The organism is Psychrobacter sp. SC65A.3 (genome assembly GCF_025642195.1).
Classification (GTDB): domain Bacteria; phylum Pseudomonadota; class Gammaproteobacteria; order Pseudomonadales; family Moraxellaceae; genus Psychrobacter; species Psychrobacter cryohalolentis.
The window spans coordinates 627,634-642,343 of the sequence record NZ_CP106752.1; the positions used below are offsets into that span (position 1 = coordinate 627,634).

13 protein-coding genes are annotated in these 14,710 nt (G+C 42.4%); 6 read left to right on the plus strand and 7 right to left on the minus strand.

Going from position 1 to position 14,710, the window contains the following annotated elements; genetic code table 11:
- Positions 1-77 precede the first annotated feature (77 nt).
- Positions 78-1,598, plus strand: a complete 1,521-nt coding sequence (locus tag OEG80_RS02710) for a GGDEF domain-containing protein (RefSeq protein ID WP_263241629.1) — start codon at positions 78-80, stop codon at positions 1,596-1,598.
- Positions 1,599-1,649: 51 nt separating this feature from the next.
- Here the strand turns inward: OEG80_RS02710 and truD are convergent, their stop codons facing one another.
- Positions 1,650-2,831, minus strand: coding sequence for a tRNA pseudouridine(13) synthase TruD (gene truD, locus OEG80_RS02715; RefSeq protein WP_263241630.1), 1,182 nt, complete (start codon positions 2,829-2,831; stop codon positions 1,650-1,652).
- Between the two features lie 171 nt (positions 2,832-3,002).
- On the opposite strand from truD, the gene OEG80_RS02720 reads away from it, so the two are divergent.
- Complete coding sequence (locus OEG80_RS02720) at positions 3,003-4,643, plus strand: FAD-dependent oxidoreductase (RefSeq protein ID WP_263241631.1); 1,641 nt, start codon at positions 3,003-3,005, stop codon at positions 4,641-4,643.
- A 233-nt stretch (positions 4,644-4,876) separates the two neighbouring features.
- Entirely contained in the window at positions 4,877-5,530 is a 654-nt protein-coding gene (locus OEG80_RS02725; RefSeq protein WP_263241632.1) for a GNAT family N-acetyltransferase, read from the plus strand.
- A 20-nt stretch (positions 5,531-5,550) separates the two neighbouring features.
- Here OEG80_RS02725 and OEG80_RS02730 read toward each other — a convergent pair whose 3' ends face one another.
- Positions 5,551-5,760, minus strand: a complete 210-nt coding sequence (locus OEG80_RS02730; RefSeq protein WP_149409416.1) for a hypothetical protein — start codon at positions 5,758-5,760, stop codon at positions 5,551-5,553.
- A gap of 104 nt (positions 5,761-5,864) precedes the next feature.
- On the opposite strand from OEG80_RS02730, the gene OEG80_RS02735 reads away from it, so the two are divergent.
- Positions 5,865-6,233 (plus strand): hypothetical protein, encoded by a 369-nt coding sequence (locus OEG80_RS02735; protein WP_263241634.1) that lies wholly within the window; start codon positions 5,865-5,867, stop codon positions 6,231-6,233.
- A 136-nt stretch (positions 6,234-6,369) separates the two neighbouring features.
- Here OEG80_RS02735 and gorA read toward each other — a convergent pair whose 3' ends face one another.
- The 3 genes from gorA to OEG80_RS02750 form a co-directional block, all read right to left on the minus strand.
- Positions 6,370-7,725 (minus strand): glutathione-disulfide reductase, encoded by a 1,356-nt coding sequence (gorA, locus tag OEG80_RS02740; RefSeq protein ID WP_263241635.1) that lies wholly within the window; start codon positions 7,723-7,725, stop codon positions 6,370-6,372.
- Positions 7,726-7,807: 82 nt separating this feature from the next.
- Complete coding sequence (locus OEG80_RS02745) at positions 7,808-8,260, minus strand: threonine/serine exporter family protein (protein WP_149492098.1); 453 nt, start codon at positions 8,258-8,260, stop codon at positions 7,808-7,810.
- Between the two features lies 1 nt (position 8,261).
- Positions 8,262-9,068: a threonine/serine ThrE exporter family protein gene (locus OEG80_RS02750; RefSeq protein WP_263241636.1), complete on the minus strand. Its 807-nt coding sequence runs from the start codon at positions 9,066-9,068 to the stop codon at positions 8,262-8,264.
- 163 nt (positions 9,069-9,231) lie between these two features.
- Here OEG80_RS02750 and OEG80_RS02755 point away from each other — a divergent pair, with 163 nt between their 5' ends.
- Positions 9,232-9,513 (plus strand): DUF503 domain-containing protein, encoded by a 282-nt coding sequence (locus OEG80_RS02755; RefSeq protein ID WP_263241637.1) that lies wholly within the window; start codon positions 9,232-9,234, stop codon positions 9,511-9,513.
- A gap of 93 nt (positions 9,514-9,606) precedes the next feature.
- Here OEG80_RS02755 and OEG80_RS02760 read toward each other — a convergent pair whose 3' ends face one another.
- Positions 9,607-10,101 carry an REP-associated tyrosine transposase gene (locus OEG80_RS02760; RefSeq protein ID WP_442792449.1) on the minus strand — a complete coding sequence of 165 codons (495 nt, stop codon included), beginning with the start codon at positions 10,099-10,101 and terminating at the stop codon, positions 9,607-9,609.
- A gap of 226 nt (positions 10,102-10,327) precedes the next feature.
- Here OEG80_RS02760 and OEG80_RS02765 point away from each other — a divergent pair, with 226 nt between their 5' ends.
- Entirely contained in the window at positions 10,328-11,437 is a 1,110-nt protein-coding gene (locus OEG80_RS02765) for a hypothetical protein (RefSeq protein ID WP_263241640.1), read from the plus strand.
- 127 nt (positions 11,438-11,564) lie between these two features.
- Here OEG80_RS02765 and uvrA read toward each other — a convergent pair whose 3' ends face one another.
- Positions 11,565-14,471: an excinuclease ABC subunit UvrA gene (gene uvrA / locus OEG80_RS02770; RefSeq protein ID WP_263241641.1), complete on the minus strand. Its 2,907-nt coding sequence runs from the start codon at positions 14,469-14,471 to the stop codon at positions 11,565-11,567.
- Positions 14,472-14,710: the final 239 nt, after the last annotated feature.

The window sequence follows — 14,710 nt, forward strand, 5'->3', positions numbered from 1 at the left end:
ATTTAGTATCAATCATGACACCGGATGGATTGCTCTGGTTTTAACTCAATCACTTTCATTGTTTTCGGTAGCCCACTATGGCTTTTTCGATATCTCATCTAGGCTATAGAAAACTCTCTCGAGTTATTTTCGAGTGGCAGGCTGCTGATAGAGCATTGCTGCTAGCATTGTTTGTGTTGATGGAAATTACCTTACATTGGATCTGGTGCTTGTATGTTTGGTTTCGTAGAGAGACCTATGGCTCCTATGTCGACATGGCGCTGTTGTATCCTTTATGGATTGGCATTACGCTGCTTGGACTCTTCTTTTTATGGATGATCAGTCGCTCATCGCCTATTAAAACCGGTCGCGGCTCGCTACATACGTGGCAGGCGGTATTAATCACGCTTTATAGTACTTATATTGCGGTGGTTATTTTGGTAATGGGGCATAGCAGCTTGGTTGCTGGGGTGTCGCTGGTGGGCGGGGCGATGCTGGGTATGATGCTTATACGGCGACGTTATGTATGGAAGGCTTTTTTGGCTCATAGTATGCTGATTTTTTCGGCTACATTAATTCCCTATTTCGGCTTTACGATTCCCAACCTGCAACAAATGACAGCGACCTCTTTTCCCTTGGATAGCTATAACTATTTGACCTATAGCGAGACCACGGCTATCGAAAATGCCATCTCTGCGTCCATATTTCAAAATGGGACGCTTAGCTGGGATACGTTTAATCAACTGCGTTTTTCTTCCGCTTTTTTTTGGCGCAGCACACATATTTATATGTCGCTGCCAAAAGCGATTTTTATCATCTATATGTTTCGCACGCTGCTGTTGATATTGGATAACAGTAAAGCGGAGATTATGCAGTATGCCAATCATGACGAATTGACTCAGCTAAAAAGTCGCCGTTATGGCTTAACGCAAATGCAGCAGGCGCTTTTGGCAATGAGAGATCAGCAGGACGTCAGTATTATATTATTAGACTTAGATTGGTTCAAAAACATTAATGACAATTATGGTCATGATGTTGGCGATCAAGTATTGTCTGAGGTTGCACAAACCTTATTGAATTCATTGACAGAAGAGGCGATTGTGAGTCGGTATGGTGGAGAAGAGTTTTTAATCGTGCTCCCAGATACCTCGCATGATAGCGTCATGACGATTGCTAAACAGCTGCGACGAGATATTGCTGAGCAAGTTATCAGTGGCGACAACCATGCAGATTTTAATGTTACGGCAAGCTTAGGAGTTTATACCTTGACGCATGCTGAGCGTATTCATATTCAAAGTGAATATAGGGCTACTGAATTAGAAGAGAATATACAATCGCCAAATAGTTCAAAAAAAGACCGTTTATCTATTAAAGAATTGCAAAAAAGTAGCCCAATACAAAACAGCTCGCAACGAAGAATTGCCCACAGAAGAAAACGAGTCGCCACAGAAATCGCGAAGGCACAATTGCCCATCGACATTTGCCAGCGCTTGATTTGTATCGCTGATAAAGCACTATACGAAGCCAAGGATCGCGGACGTAATCAAGTCGTTAGTGCCAACGAGATACTAGCAGCAGAAAATAGCACGGTTATCTCATTTTATACCGCTAGCAAATAAATCAGTACTTTAACCTTTTAGGTCCTTAACCGGTTATGACATAGATAATGTCTAGGTATTTAATTCTTGTACCAAACTTGCTAATACGCTGGTCGCAAAGCTACCGGTCGTCAAAGTAAAGTTTAAGATTAGTATCTGACTACCTTCTGTATCCTGCCATTCCCAGCTTAATGCTTCAATAGGTAATCGTAGTGCTCGCCTTTGCGCCTTGATATCACGCTGCTCTAGACCTGTGGCTAGCTGTGTTAACAATGCACTATGCGCTACGATATCAGTTTCCATGGCTGCCGCTTTGCCGCTGACCTTCTCATTACCTGTGCCCCACAGCACGGCGGTCGGATGGATATCGCCTGATTCAAGACGGGCTCGTAAGGTATCGTCTATCTCGTCGCTTGCAAATATCGAGCCTGAGCCATCTAGATTAAATACTTCACCTGCAAGTCCGTTGTTCCAACTACCATCACGGACACGTGCTGCCAATATCTCATTGAATATCAAACTGCGTGCCGCCGATAGCTCCATAGTGTTTTGCTCGCGTGGCACGCGTTTACGTTTGCCTTTATTAGACGGCGGACGGGCCTCAGGTACAGGACGCGCAAACAATGACAATGCTTCTCTAATATTGTTGCCACTGCGACCAAAGCGCTGCGGGCCAAAATAATTGGGCACGCCCGTTGTGCTGATATTGGCTAAATGCTGCTCGACAGCACTTTTGTCACTTTGTTTAGCCGATAAATCCTGCTCGGACGCTGTAACTTCTAAATCAGCAAACTGGATATCTCGTAAAGTAATGGTAAATTGATTGGCTCTATGCGTGCCGCGATTGAGTTTTTTATTGTGCCACTGCTGTTCAAGGATAGTGATTGACTCATTAGCACCGATATCTACGGGCGCAAACTCAGAGTCTGGTAATTGCTTCTTTGGTATGCGCAAGCTAAACCACTGCGTTGTTAGCGCATGACGGTCTTTCAGTCCTGAGAAGCCGACATCACGTAAAGGAATATCCGCCCATTCGGACAATAATTTGGCAAGATACGCCGTGTTCATCCCTGACTTTTGGATATGTAGCCAGAGATGCTCACCCTCACCGGTGAACTCTAATGGTAGCAACTCGTTAACAATAAAATCCGTGGTATGAGCCTTGTAAGTAGCATGCTTTAACAGCGGCTGTATCGGCTGCGGTAAATTGGCAGTATCAGTAGCAGCGGTAATATCATGGTCTTGAACAGTCATAAGATAGTCTTTTACGTTTTATAGAACATTAATAGGGATTAAAAAAGCAGTCATTACGTTTTGCAACGTGGTCAATATACAAAAGAACAGCATAAGTGAAGGAGGCTTGCTACTATCGATAAGTCTCGACACGCTTTAAACAGGAACCATTATAACCGTTAAGGATGACTTATGAGTAAGGCAGCTACTATAAATACAGTCACTATCAACAAAGCTGATATTGTCAGCGGCGGCATGAAATCGTATAAGCAAGATGACGATAGTATCATTTTAATTACCCGCGACGACAGCACGTTTCGTGCTTTTGATGGCAAATGTCCGCATGCTGGAGCAGATTTGGGTACAGGTTTGCGTTGTGGTAATCGCGTTATTTGTCCTTGGCATCATGCAACTTTTGACAGCAGCGACGGCGCATTACTGGAGCCAATCGCGACAACAGGCTTGACTCAATATCAAATCATAGATAATGGCGATAGCCTAACGGTTGATACCTCAGCCAAGATAGATAAGCAGGTTGAAAATGATAAGCTGACTGATACTCATACCATTATCGTTGGCGGCGGTGGTGCAGGGTTTATGACTGCCCATCAGCTGCGCAATACTGGCTACGGCGGCAAGATTACCTTGGTGAGTGCCGAGGACAAAGCCCCTTATAATCGTCCTTTATTATCCAAGGCTTTTTTGGCCGGTAATATGCCAGAAGAAAAGCTATTACTGGGCGGTACAGATTGGGCAAGCAAACACGATATTGAACTGCGCTTAAAGCAAACGGTCAGTGAAGTGTTGCTCAATGAGCGTAGTATCGTGATAACAGATGAAAAGGGTGATAGCAACAAGCTAACAGCGGAATTTTTGGTTGTGGCAACCGGCGCTGAGCCCAAGATTCCACCTATTAAAGGGGCAACGCTTGATGGTGTCTATACCTTGCGTAGTATGGATGATGCCAAATTAATCAAAGCCGCCAGTCATGATCAGCGCGTAGTCATCGTCGGGACGGGCTTTATCGGTATGGAAGTTGCGTCAGCATTGGCGCAATCGGGTACTACTGCTTCTATCACTGTTATCGGTCAAGACCATCGCGTGATGGGCAATATCGTCTCAGAAACGGTCAGTAATGCGCTGATTAAATTGCATAAAGAAAATGGTGTTGAGTTCGTGTTTGATGCCAGCGTCTCTGAAATCACTGCAGCTAAAAATACTACTGACAATAACGAAGATAACTTCTCACAAGTGTCTGGCGTCAAATTAGCCAATGGTGAGCAAATCGATGCTGATATCGTCATTTTAGGAACAGGTGTCGCACCGCGTATCGAGTTATTACAGAATACAAATCATCCAGATGGCGTACAAGTCGATGAGCATTTACAACTGCGCGATGGTGTCTATGCGTTGGGGGATATTGCCAAAGCGCCCAATCAACTGGGGCGTATGCGTATTGAGCACTGGCGGGTTGCATTGCAACATGGCATGGTGACGGCAGCTGCTATCTTAAATGACGATAACGTCAAATCGCTTCAGGAGCGTATTCCTTTCTTTTGGACGATGCAATATGGCAAAAGTTTGCGTTATAGTGGACATGCTGCGACGCCAGATCATGGCATTCTAATGGGTTCGCCAGATAGTTTTAACTACATAGAATACTACTTCGATGACGAAGATGAAAACATGCGTGCCAGTGCAGCAAGCTCGCTTGGACGTGATAAGGAGCTGGTGGCATTCTCTGAGTTATTACGCCAAGGTCATGCGCCAACACGGGCACAGATTAACGCAGGGTTTGATATCATCGAGCAAGCGCAGGCGTTATCGCGCTAGTAATGAAAACGGATAAATATTACTATTAAAGCTGAGCTATTTATTTAGGTCAGCTTTTTAATCTAGGATAGGTATCACATAAAAATCTCACGTATTTTATCAATACATAAGGCAGATAGAAATTTTCTTGCGTGCTGTGCCTCCGCCGACAGAGGCGGCAAAAATTTCTATCTGCCTCTTTATGAGCTTTTTGTAATGAACTGAACATACGGATAATAAAAGGACAAAATAATATGAATGAAAACCAGGCTAATAACGACAATATTAATAACGAAAATGCCAATAAAGAAACTGTTTTCTTACGCCAAGCAGAAGCTAGTGATATCGACGCACTTGAGCAGCTATTGAATCGTTGTTATCGGCAGACAGAAGGCTGGACCAACGAAGCAGACTTAATCGGTGGTATTCGTATCACTCAAGATGAGCTGGCTAGTACCATCACTAATCCCACCCATTATCTTTTCGTTTATCCAAAAACCATAACAGGTGAGCGTGATGGAGAAGAAACGGGTGAGCTGTTAGGATGTATCGGAGTAGATATGCAAGTTAATGCTGCTGGTGATAAAAAAGCCTATATCGGCATGTTTGCCGTCCATCCTGAGCTACAAGGGCAGGGCGTTGGCAACGTGATTTTGCAAGCAGCTGAGACATTTGCAGGTCGTCATTTGCAATCAGATAAGCAAGCCACTGATAGTCAAGCAACCAATAAAAAGCCGGCTCGTTTGACCATGTCTATTTTAAGCCATCGTCCTGAGCTATTGTCTTATTATCAGCGCCGTGGTTATCAGCTAAATGGCAATAAAATGCCGTTTCCAAATGATGGTAATAATGGCGAGCCAAAGCGTCAGGATTTGGAATTACTAGAATTAGAAAAACCAGTCAGTTAAAAAATATGTAAAGGCTAATATTATCGACCCCAAAAGTATTTGAAAGTCATAAACAGTCCTATACTCAGCAGTAAAAATGCCACCACAATTAAGCGCTTAAACCAGTTAAATGCTGGTAAGCGTGTGGCATTGTCATTAGAGGTGATATAGGCAAATAAAAATATCAGACTGACAACCAAGGTTAAAATGCCAAGCCCAATCGGTAATATAAAAAAATACGCCTGCCACATGATTATCTCGCAACCATCATTATTAAGCACATCATAGCAGCATCCCGATTGTACTGTCTGAATTATCCGCACCTTAAATTTTATAAACATATCAGGACGACGACGTGAGAAATTTCAAAAAATCGGTATTCATTATGGTATTCACGCCGTTTTTTACCGCGTGTTCTAATGCGCCTCCTGAAAATACGGTTGAAGGGCTGATCGAAGCGCAATATGAGCAAACTACCAAGATAGTAGAGGACGCAAAGGCTAACGCAGGCAATGATAAGATGGCAAAAGCCATGAGCGGCATGATGGAGACCATGATGCCAAAGCTTGAGCGCATTGAGAATATCGACTGCGATACCATTGAGGGTGAAAATGCCTATCTCTGTAGCGCTGATGTCACCCAAACGATTGCGGGTAATAGCCAAACCAACAAGACGGGATTTAAAGTTTATCTAATTAATGATGAGTGGGTATTAGGTAATTAGAGGTTTTGATACTTTTTAATAAATAAGGGCTAATAAATAAGCACTTCTATTGGTTGCTGATAATAAAAAAGGATACCCAAACGGTATCCTTTTTATATCATAGATAAGGCTATTACTAATATTACCTAGTCCATTGCTAACGCATCGTCACAAACTCTTCTGAGCCAGTTGGATGAATGGCAACGGTATTATCAAAGTCAGCTTTGGTTGCGCCCATTTTGATCGCGACCGCAAAGCCTTGAATCATCTCATCCACGCCAAAGCCGATACCGTGCAAGCCAATGACTTTTTCTTCCTCGCCTAAACATATCAGCTTCATTGTAGACTTTTGGCGATGCTGAGTCACCGCACTATACATATCCGTAAAGGTGGAGGTATAGCATTTGATATTGTCTTTACCAAATTGATTTACGGCATCGATTTCAGACAAACCAATGGTGCCAATAGGAGGGTGGGTAAAGATAACCGTCGGTATCAGCTCATAGTTTAGATGCTCATCAGGTTTGTTATTAAATAAGCGCTCTGACAAGCGACGACCTGCTGCGATAGCCACTGGCGTCAAATCAACACTGTTTTCGATAATATCGCCTACCGCATAAATCCCTTTAACATTGGTGTTTTGGAATTTATCGACTATGATTTTGCCAAACTCGGTCGTTTCCACGCCCGTCACTTGCAAATTGATATTGTCCGTCGAAGGCGCGCGACCAATCGCCCAAATCAAGCAGTCTAGGGTATCAAGAGCACCATCTGTGGTACACAAAGTCAGGCTACCATCGTCATTTTCAACAACTTCAGTGAGCATGGTGTTGGTATGCAATTGAATGCCGTCTTGCTCCATCTCTATCAGCAAAGTCTCCACAATGGTGTGATCAAACGAGCGCAGCGGCGAGTGCTGACGGACATACAAGTGTACCTCAGCGCCGAGACTATTCATCACACCAGCGATCTCAACGGCGATATATCCCGCTCCAACGATAGCGACCCGTTTTGGCAAATGATTTAAAGCAAAAAAACCATCAGAATCGATGCCATGTTCTGCGCCTTTGATATTTGGCTTGATAGGATGACCGCCTGTAGCAATCAAAATATGGTCAGCGGTAATAAGCTCGCCATTCACTTCTACGGTATGATTATCAACAAATTTGGCAAAGCCTTTTATCACTTCAACACCGTTTTTTGCCAAGTTATTGTCATAAGCGCGATGAATGTTTTGAATATATTGTTGACGGCTCTGTACCAGTTTTTGAAAGTCAAAGCCTTTTAGCTCAACGTCAAAGCCATAATCTGGCGCATACTTATGAATGGCTCCAGCAACTTGTGCGCCATACCACATCACTTTTTTGGGTACGCAGCCCAAATTCACGCAGGTGCCGCCCAATTGGTTGGCTTCGATAATGGCGCATTTTTTGCCATAGCTCGCTGCGCGGTTAATCGAGGCAATGCCGCCGCTACCGCCGCCAATGGAAATATAATCATAGTGTTTAGTCATATTGAGTCTCTTTATTAAGGGGTTGTTAATGTAATTTGGAACGTTAATTGAAAACAGTGCCTAGCTAAAAACAGTCCACCATCTATACGATGGCACGACGTCTATAAAATAATAGTCCAGGAATAGATAAGCCGAGTACCAATCCTGAGGTCACAAATAGGGCCTCAAATAAATACACCATCATTTGGCTAAATAACTCGTCGGAAAAGCCAAAATAGCCAATCTGTACCATACTGACCATTGCTTTATAAGCAGCGATACCTGGCATCATACAGATGACACTGGGCGAAATTAATGCTTTGGGCGGTAGCGTGTACTTTTTAGAAAAATACACCCCCAAAAAGCTGGCAAGCATCGCCCCGAAAAAGCTGGCAACCACGATATGTACATGTTCATAAACGAGAGCCGTCTTTAGCCCGAATCCAAACGCGGTCATCAGCAAACAAGGCAAAATGTAACGTTTGGGCACGCTAAACATCAGCGTCCAACCAAGGGTAATAATACACGACAGCGCAACGGTTTCAATGAACCACATGTCAAAACCCCCAGTGCTGTATTCTAAGTAATCCCAGCGCCATTACGATACCAACGCACGCGGACAAAGTCAGCATATAGGTAAAAACGGCACGCCCAATCCCAATATTGACATAGCCTTTTAGGATATCTGAGAAAGAATTGATCAAAGGAAAGCTTGGCACTAATAAGAGTACACTAGAGGCAACAGCAATATCGGCATTATTACCAATATCAAAATAATAGGTAGTCGACCCAATTAAAGAGGCAATAAAAGCGGTCACGATGACCGCTATAAAGGGATTAAAATGGTGCTTGGACAGATAAATACGGGTGAGCATCGCCACCATACCTGCGATAAAGGTCACGGCGGTAATTGACCAACTGCCGCCGTTTAGATAAGCAAATGCAGCACAAGATGCACCAACAAACACGCTCACTAACCACGTTGGATAAACCGTCTTATCTAATTCATCAAAGGCAAGGGTAGTGCGTTCAGTCAGCTCAGGCTTCAGTTTGTCATTATCATTATCTGTGAGGGCTTCGGTTTTATTGACAATTTGCTGGATTTGTACCAATAAATTGACGTTGATGCTCTGATTGATCGTGTCTCTGGTGGTGGTGATACAGCGCTCATCACAAATAGTGGTTAAGGTAATGGCATTAAAATTCAGTGAACATTCTACACTGTTCATCCCCAAAGCAAGCCCCAAGCGTTTGCATAAGTCCACCACCACGGCAGACTCAGCGCCATATTGCATAAGGAGTAAGCCGCAACGCACGCATAGTCGAGTAATGTGCTGTTGCTGTACGTAGCTGATAGAGGTCATTGATTAGATACGCATGTTGGCTATTGTAATATTTGTGAATGGTATAACCATAAACAGTGTGAGTGGTTATAGGGTATCGATACGGCAAGGTAACGATAGCATAACTTGCCGTGCTTATTTGCTACTATTATAAAGCGTAAACTACTGTCGCAAGGAGAATAAAATGCATATCGCTATCTTAACCCTGACTTTTGCGCTACCCGGCTGTAGCTCGTTAAAAGAAAAACGCCAACGGATGGGCGGCTTGCATGCACGTTTTGGCAATACGCCAAGCGTCGCGGTATGTGAGAGCGGTGAGCGTGATCGGCATGATGCCAGTGAATGGACGTTTGTGATCGTCGGGATATCCAAACGTGAGGTCGAGTCGCAATGTAGTCAAATTGAAGAAAAAATAGAACGTACGGTAGATGCGCGGGTGATGAATGTAGAGAGGGAGTTTATTTAGGTTAATGGTAATTATCTTAAGTCTGAAAAATGTCTAACTTGTAGGTTGGGTGGAGCTTGCGACACCCAACATTTACTTTAAAAAAGAATATACTCATCCGCCCCAATTGACAGGAAGCAAACCATCCGTCACAAATCGATGAAATGAGGAGTATTGCCAGTCTTTAGCCTGTTTAACATACCCATGTTTAATAGGGTTCATATGAATATAATCGATATGTGCTCGATAGTCTGATTCATCGCGAATGCAATGCTCCCAAAATCGACGTTGCCAAATACCACGCTCGCTTTTTTTAAGTCTACTACTCGAAATAGATTCTGTTTTGGCAATGTTATAAGAAAAGTAATATTTAATGAGTTTTATTCGTTTAGAGAAGTCTGCATCATTATTTGGCATAGTACATAACATATGCAAATGGTCTGGCAAGATAACAATGGCATCAATGTAGAAGGGGTGTTTTTGTTTAACGAGTTTGAAGGATTGTCTAAGTGTTGCAATTTCTTTGACTAGCAAATCGCTAGACCTATCAGCTAGGTTGATAGTGAAAAAGTAGGTTGCTCCTTTTTGATAGTGCCTTCGATACTGCATGCTATTCTGCAAATTATAACTAATAGCTGATATTACTTAATTTTGTTGGGTGTCGCAAGCTCCACCCAACCTACGACGGATTTAATGTTAACTATGAATAACGCTAGGTAGGTTGGTGTCAAGGAACGAGACCTAACAAGATAATTTTGCATAATATGAATCGTTAACATACGAGCTAATATACGAATAATCAACATGTTGTACTACTTATTTGGGAGTGAATATAATGCCGCGTTTTGAAAATATTGCAGATTATAGAACGTGTGACTTTAAAGAACTAAATTTCAATAAAATATATCATGGAAAACCAACGCTTTATCTAGATCAAAATATTTTAGATAAAATTGTTGAATATCCTGTATTGATAGAGGACGGGCAATTTGCAGGATACAATTGTCAGGTCATATATTCTAATGAAACACTTAAAGAAATTGAACGCTCAGGTGAACCAGATAAGTTTTTACAAGTATTGGAAAACCTTGAAGCTCGAAGAATAATATTTGAGGTAGGTCAGAATTTTAAGATAACTGGTGCTGTTATTATTAATTCATACATAAGTCCATTTATCGTGTACAAAGAATTTCTCTCCAAAGACTTCATTGATGAAATAGCGAGTAAAATTATTACGAATAATATGCAGTTTATATTCAGTCTTTTCTCAAATGAATATAGCAATAGTATTTTTGATTACGCTAACGAATCTAAGGAAAATTTTAACAATCTACATGAACAAATCTTAGAAGTGTTTGAATCTGTAAAGGCTGAAATTTCTGAAGCTGATTATCGATTTTTAAAGAAAGTTATTGAAAGAGATTTTAAAGGGCAAAGTAGTCAGTTTGATGTCGCTCAAAATTCCATGTTGAACAGCATGAGTAATACCGGTATGGATCTAGAAACCAACAGTGGACATGATGGTATTAGAGAGTTAGAAGCAGTGACAGGAATCGATGGAAAATATTTAAATAATATTAAACCGCCTAGAGTTTTAGAAAAGATATATCAGAAGTATACTAACAGCAGTGATACCAAACATATTACTGACTTTTATCTATTGTCAGATAAGATTTACGGTAGAAATCTCTACAAATTTGAGAAAGTCATGAATATTTATATGATCCTAAATATATTGGGTTATAAAAGAGATAAAGGATTCCACAAGAAATATAGAAGGCTTGTTAGCTCAAATAGTGATGGACAGCATTTAGCCTATGCCTGCTATTGCGATTATTTGTTGTCAGAAGATAAAGCTTTTACCGAAAAAGCCAAGGCAATATTTGATTTTTTGAATATATATACTTGCGTTAGTCGTATCAATTTTACTATCAATAATTTTTAAATATAATAATAACTACCGATAATTACGGTTTTTTTCGTTGGAGTCTTACTTTTCTTTATACATCCTCACCAACAAAAAAAGCCACTCCCTAAAGAGTAGCCTTTTATTAATAATTAACTAATTTCTACTAACTTATTTCTTTCATACCTTGCTCAAGCATCGGCTTTAAGAATATACCCGTGTATGACTCTTTGACTTCTGCCACTTCCTCAGGCGTACCTTCAGCGATGATCAGTCCGCCACCTTTACCGCCTTCAGGACCCAAATCAATTACCCAATCCGCCGTTTTGATGACGTCCAAGTTATGCTCGATGACGACGATAGTATTACCTTTATCACGTAAGGCATGCAAGATATGCAGCAGCTTATCGATATCATGGAAATGCAAACCAGTGGTTGGTTCATCCAAGATATAAAGCGTCTGTCCGGTATCCCGTTTGGCAAGCTCACGCGCCAATTTGACCCGTTGCGCTTCACCGCCCGATAGCGTTGGTGCAGACTGACCCAAACGAATATAACTGAGACCGACATCCATCAAGGCTTGCAAACGACGATAAATCGCTGGAATGGCTGAGAAGAACTCAGTAGCATCTTCTACGGTCATATCTAGGACGTCCGCGATATTTTTACCTTTATAGTGAATCTCTAAAGTCTCGCGGTTATAGCGCTTGCCTTCACAGGTATCACACGGCACATACATATCAGGTAAGAAATGCATCTCAACTTTGATAAGACCATCACCCTGACACATCTCACAGCGTCCGCCTTTTACGTTGAAGCTAAAGCGACCCGCTTTATAACCACGGGCGCGTGCTTCTTGAGTTTGTGCAAACATTTCACGAACTGGTGTAAACACGCCAGTATAAGTCGCTGGATTTGAGCGCGGTGTACGACCAATCGGGCTTTGATCGATATCGACCATTTTATCCAAATGCTCAAGACCGCTAATGCTGTCATGCTTATCCGCGATGAGCGTGGAAGCATTATTTAATTGCGTTGCAGCTAATGGCATCAAAGTACGGTTGATGAGGGTAGATTTACCAGAACCCGAAACGCCAGTAATACAAGTCATGATACCGATTGGTAAAGACAAATCAACATCGTGTAAGTTGTTGCCTGATGCACCTTTGAGCTCAATAGTCATCGGTACTTGTTTCGGCTTAGCTTTACCTTTGACTTCCATATCGATCGTTTTGGCTTTATGGCGTATGCTTGGAATCTCAATTCTTTTCTTACCAGACATATATTGTCCAGTCAGCGATTCTTTGTTTGCCATGATGTCATCGACCGTACCTTGAGCGATGATATGACCACCATGTATGCCAGCGCCCACTCCGATATCGATGACGTGATCCGCTTGACGAATTGCATCTTCATCATGCTCAACGACCAATACCGTATTACCCAAATCACGCAAGCGCGTTAGGGTTTTTAGCAAGCGATCATTATCACGTTGATGCAAACCAATCGATGGTTCATCGAGTACATACATCACACCCATCAAGCCTGCACCAATTTGGCTAGCGAGACGAATACGTTGCGCTTCACCGCCTGATAGCGTTTCAGCAGAACGTGCAAGTGACAGATAATCAAGCCCGACACTGACAAGGAAGTTGAGACGCTCGTTGATCTCTTTAAAGATTTTCTCCGCAACTTCGCCTTTATGACCGCCAATTTTAATGGTCTTATAATATTCAGCCGCGTCACCGATAGACAGCTTCACGATTTGAGCGATGGTCTGGCCATCAACGCGCACATTACGTGAGATCTCATTGAGACGCGCGCCATCACAGACATTACAAGTAGTATCAGCCAAGTATTTCGCTAGCTCGTCACGGACGAGATTGCTTTGGGTTTTGGCATAACGGCGCTCTAAGTATGGAAGCACACCTTCGAATGGTACGGTCTTGTTAGTTTTACGACCGCGCTCATCAGTAAAGTTAAACGTCAGCTTCTCTTTACCAGAGCCTTGCATAATAAGGTCTTGCTGCGCGTTGGGCAGATCTTGCCACGGGGCATCCATGTCAATTTTGAAATGATTGCAAACGGTTGAAAGCAGACCAAAGTAATAGGCATGACGCTTATCCCAACCATTAATTGCGCCTTGATTGAGCGATTTTTCATGATGAGTAATCAGTTTTTCGGCTGAGAAATACTGACGTTTACCGAGACCATCACAGCTCGGGCAGGCACCATACGGATTGTTAAAACTGAACATACGCGGCTCAAGCTCAGAGACTGCGCGATCGCAGACAGGGCAAGAATGCTTGGCTGACATGACTTGGTTTTCATCGCCGCCTTCTTTTGGATTGCCGTCCATAAAGTGTAGCGTCACCAAACCTTGACCTAAGCGTAGGGCAGTCTCCAAACTTTCAGCGACACGGTTACCTAAGTCATCACGGACTTTGAAGCGGTCAACGACGACTTCAATGGTATGTTTTTTCTTTTTATCGAGTGTTGGTAGCTCATCAGTATCGTAGACATCGCCATCGACACGTACGCGCACAAAGCCTTGACCAATTAATTGCTCAAGCAAGACCGTATGCTCACCTTTACGCTCACGAATCACAGGCGCAAGAATCATAATCTTCGTGTCATCTGGCAATGCCATAACTTGATCGACCATCTCAGTGACCGACTGCGCGACCATTGGCTCGCCATGCTCTGGGCAAAACGGCGTACCAATACGCGCATAAAGCAGACGCAGATAGTCGTAAATTTCGGTAATCGTACCGACGGTTGAGCGCGGATTATGGTTAGTCGATTTTTGCTCGATAGCAATCGCCGGCGACAAGCCTTCGATACTATCGACGTCTGGCTTCTCCATTTGAGATAAGAACTGACGCGCATATGCTGACAAGCTCTCGACATAACGACGTTGCCCTTCAGCATACAAGGTATCGAATGCCAATGAAGATTTACCAGAGCCTGATAAACCCGTAATGACCACAAATTTATCTCGTGGAATGTCTAAGTCGATATTTTTTAGATTATGAGTGCGTGCGCCGCGAACCTTAATATACTCGTGTGCCATCGGTGATAGGTTTCCTATTTGCTAAATGATATTTTCAAAAAAATTAAAAGGAGCAATCAATATGAGTCAAATGATTCATCAAAAACGTGGATAATTTTAAAATTGCTATTCAAATTAATACGGCTTTATAAAAATATGCAGTTTTCACAAAGCGATAGTAATGGCTGTCTATATTAGAATATGCTTTTAATACTTGAAATGGATAAAGGTAATCTAAATAAAGATTAACTAATATGAGT

Coding starts and splice junctions, on each gene's coding strand:
- OEG80_RS02745 (WP_149492098.1), bottom strand. CDS start 8,260: ATGTGGTTCATTGAAACCGTTGCGCTGTCGTGTATTATTACCCTTGGT.
- uvrA (WP_263241641.1), bottom strand. CDS start 14,471: ATGGCACACGAGTATATTAAGGTTCGCGGCGCACGCACTCATAATCTA.
- OEG80_RS02760 (WP_442792449.1), bottom strand. CDS start 10,101: ATGCAGTATCGAAGGCACTATCAAAAAGGAGCAACCTACTTTTTCACT.
- OEG80_RS02765 (WP_263241640.1), top strand. CDS start 10,328: ATGCCGCGTTTTGAAAATATTGCAGATTATAGAACGTGTGACTTTAAA.
- truD (WP_263241630.1), bottom strand. CDS start 2,831: ATGACTGTTCAAGACCATGATATTACCGCTGCTACTGATACTGCCAAT.
- OEG80_RS02720 (WP_263241631.1), top strand. CDS start 3,003: ATGAGTAAGGCAGCTACTATAAATACAGTCACTATCAACAAAGCTGAT.
- gorA (WP_263241635.1), bottom strand. CDS start 7,725: ATGACTAAACACTATGATTATATTTCCATTGGCGGCGGTAGCGGCGGC.
- OEG80_RS02750 (WP_263241636.1), bottom strand. CDS start 9,068: ATGACCTCTATCAGCTACGTACAGCAACAGCACATTACTCGACTATGC.
- OEG80_RS02710 (WP_263241629.1), top strand. CDS start 78: ATGGCTTTTTCGATATCTCATCTAGGCTATAGAAAACTCTCTCGAGTT.
- OEG80_RS02730 (WP_149409416.1), bottom strand. CDS start 5,760: ATGTGGCAGGCGTATTTTTTTATATTACCGATTGGGCTTGGCATTTTA.
- OEG80_RS02755 (WP_263241637.1), top strand. CDS start 9,232: ATGCATATCGCTATCTTAACCCTGACTTTTGCGCTACCCGGCTGTAGC.
- OEG80_RS02725 (WP_263241632.1), top strand. CDS start 4,877: ATGAATGAAAACCAGGCTAATAACGACAATATTAATAACGAAAATGCC.